This window comes from Candidatus Zixiibacteriota bacterium (genome assembly GCA_021159005.1).
Taxonomy (GTDB): domain Bacteria; phylum Zixibacteria; class MSB-5A5; order UBA10806; family 4484-95; genus JAGGSN01.
Window position 1 is genome coordinate 1 of sequence record JAGGSN010000068.1, and the last position, 3007, is coordinate 3007.

General features: G+C 45.5%; 2 protein-coding genes. Both read right to left on the reverse strand.

Going from position 1 to position 3007, the window contains the following annotated elements; all coding sequences use genetic code 11:
* Positions 1-47 precede the first annotated feature (47 nt).
* Positions 48-1439, reverse strand: a complete 1392-nt coding sequence (gene gatD, locus J7K40_04170) for a Glu-tRNA(Gln) amidotransferase subunit GatD (GenBank protein ID MCD6161595.1) — start codon at positions 1437-1439, stop codon at positions 48-50.
* A gap of 174 nt (positions 1440-1613) precedes the next feature.
* Entirely contained in the window at positions 1614-2441 is an 828-nt protein-coding gene (locus J7K40_04175) for an HAD-IIB family hydrolase (protein ID MCD6161596.1), read from the reverse strand.
* Between the last annotated feature and the right edge of the window lie 566 nt (positions 2442-3007).

Here is a 3007-nt window from a genome sequence, read left to right on the forward strand (position 1 = left end):
CTAACTGATGTCATGTGGGCGGCACACGTCCTCGTGTGCCCCTTATCTCACAGCTTCAGCTTGTTGATAAACTCCTCAACCTCAGGAATCCCGCCCTGCATAATCAGGTAGCCGTCAAAAGGCTCGCGCGGCGTAATCTCATCGGCGATAGGGGTTAGCATCATTTCCTTAACCTTTTCCGGCTCGGTCGAATGTCCCAATACCCAGCCGAGCTTAACATACGCCACCTCGGGAAGCATATTAGCGGCAGGTACTACTCCCAAATGCATCAGGTCGCGGCCGGTATCATAAACAAACATATGAACATACCCCCAAAGTGTTTGCACGGTCATATAGACAGCAATACCCGCCTTAATCGCCTTGCGAAGCGGCTCATACAGCGGCTTGTTGACATGCCCCAAGCCGGTGCCGGCAATCACAATCCCCTTGTAGCCGTTGTCTATCAGCGATTCGATAATATCCGGCTGCATGTTGGGATAATAATACACAATAGCAACTTTCTCCTCGAATACCGCATCAATAGTAACCTTGCGGTCATCACAGCGTTTTTTGTATTTTTGTTTAATGGGCGTCAGCTTGCCCGGTTCGACCATGGCAATCGGCGTATCGCCGATAGTACGAAATGCCGAGCGGTATGATGAGTGCATCTTGCGTACACGGCAGCCGCTGTGAAGAAGGTTGTACTGGTCGGAGGTGGGGCCAAACATGCAGACCATCACTTCGGCGATATCGGCATAGGCGGCGGTCCAGGCGGCGGCTTGAAGGTTTAGCGCGGCATCGGAGGAGGGTCTGTCTGATGAGCGCTGCGAGCCGACCATTACGACCGGCACTGGTAAATCCTGCACCATAAATGAGAGCGCGGCGGCGGTGTGATGCATCGTATCGGTGCCATGCCCGACTATGATGCCAGCGGCTCCGTTTTTTATTTCTTCTCCAATAGCTTTAGCTGTGATTTTCCACTGCTCCGGCCCCATATTCTCGGAGAATACTCCAAACAGCTTTATGGTTTTGAGATTGCAGATATCAGCTAACTCCGGCACTGCGCCGTAAAGTTCGCCCGGCGTGAATGCCGGTATAACTGCGCCGGTGCGGTAATCCAGACGACTGGCTATTGTGCCGCCAGTGCCTAAAAGCGTAACATTCGGTTTTTTCTTATCGTAGGGGAATTCCTGTTCCGGTATCTTGTAAACGGCTTCTTTAAATCCGATTTCTTTAGCCGCAATAATCGATGTCGTCGCCAGTCCAATATTATAACCTGTTTTCATTTTCATTACAACATGCCTGTCATCGGCAGTTTCAGAACGCGGTAAAATTACGCCTGTGAATATTCCTTTGGTGGTCTTGATTTCAACATCCGACCAAACCCTAACACCAATTTCCTTGAGCTTAGCCAGCGCCTCGCCTTTGTATCCTTTGTAAACTATGCTGTCATCAGACATTTAGCTGCTTTCCTTTTCAAACATTAATATTTCTCCATACAAACGGTTGTAATGTAATAATTATTAAAGGGGTTGGCAAGCGAGAGTTTTTGTGATGAAATACCGCTCAATATCGGTAGCGGTATTGGGAAGTCAAGAACTTATACAGACTTGACAGCTTTATGTGCAATTTGATTATACTGCCGGATTAAATCTTTCAATCAATGAACCAACCGCTTCGGCAAATCCCGATGGTCCTGTTCCGTTTGTTATGGTCAAGCCATCGAATACGATTTCTGCGGCATACGAGCTGTTTGCTTGTCTAACTAAAAAAGGATAATCAACCTGCTTAAGCATTTCCAGATCGTTATAGGCATCGCCCAAGGCTGCGAATTTCATTTGTGGATTGACCTGAAAATAAATATTTTTCAGCAATACCACAGTATGGCCTTTATCGAAATTACCCATAATATGATGCAGCTGCCCGCCAGTCGTATACCTATATCCCCGCTTGTTGATTTCATCTCTTAATACGACTATAAAATCAGGCGGCGGATTATCTAATATGAACGGTTCATCAAAATCTCTTTGTTTAGCTAATTTGGCCCGATGCAAATCCAAGCCGGTGCACTTTGCCGCTTCTTCATCAGACATCTCAAAAAAGCATTTTGCCTTAACGCCGGTCTCGGCGGCAATATCAAACAAAGCTTTGCGCATTTCATCTATTGATACATCAGCACCCCAGCGCCAGTATTTATCATCTCTCGAAAATCCTTTAAGGTCGGGAAATTGTTCAACCGGTATATATAAACCACCGCCATTTTCCGATATAAACGGCGATTCATTATGCAGTTCTTTTCTAATCGATTCGATCTCTGCTTTGCTTTTTCCCGAAACAAATACTACTGGTATTTTAAGCCTGTTGCATTCATCCAAATGCTTAAGCGCCGGACCGGGTTGGAAAGAATTTCTATCCAGCAAAGTGCCGTCTAAATCGGTTAATATTACTAAATTATTAGTCATGCTATAAATGCCGCATTCTAATTAATCCATTGCTAACATAAAATAACTTAATGCCAATGTAAAAGTTTATTATTTACCTGCTATTGTATTATACTAAAATATTGAATACAATGTTACAAAAATATTGTGGTTGGCGTATATCTCCATGCGGCAACTTCAATAAACAAAACCACAAGTTCGCCTGAGGCGGGTTGACCTGCTGAACTGATGACGCGAGGAAATGATATCCTCGCGAGTGGCAGTATCAGGATGTCGCAAAATAGCTTCCATCCTGATACATAAATCTGCGGTAATGTACATCCACTCGGCTGAATGCAACAGCTCGCAAGTCTCGATAATCAGTTTTGGAGGAAAATAGTCAAAACTGCAAGTAGAGTTTTGAACTACTGAGCTGGATAGGGTAGGTCGGGTTTTCCGTCTAAGGCGCAGACTGTAGCGGGGCAGAACCCTATCTACTGCTCATTTGGTTTATCGTTACGTTCCTTCCGTACCGGGGAACAGCCATCCGACATTCAGGTAGGTATGCCCAATTTTGGCAAAATCCAGCGTGACAAAACAAGCGGTAG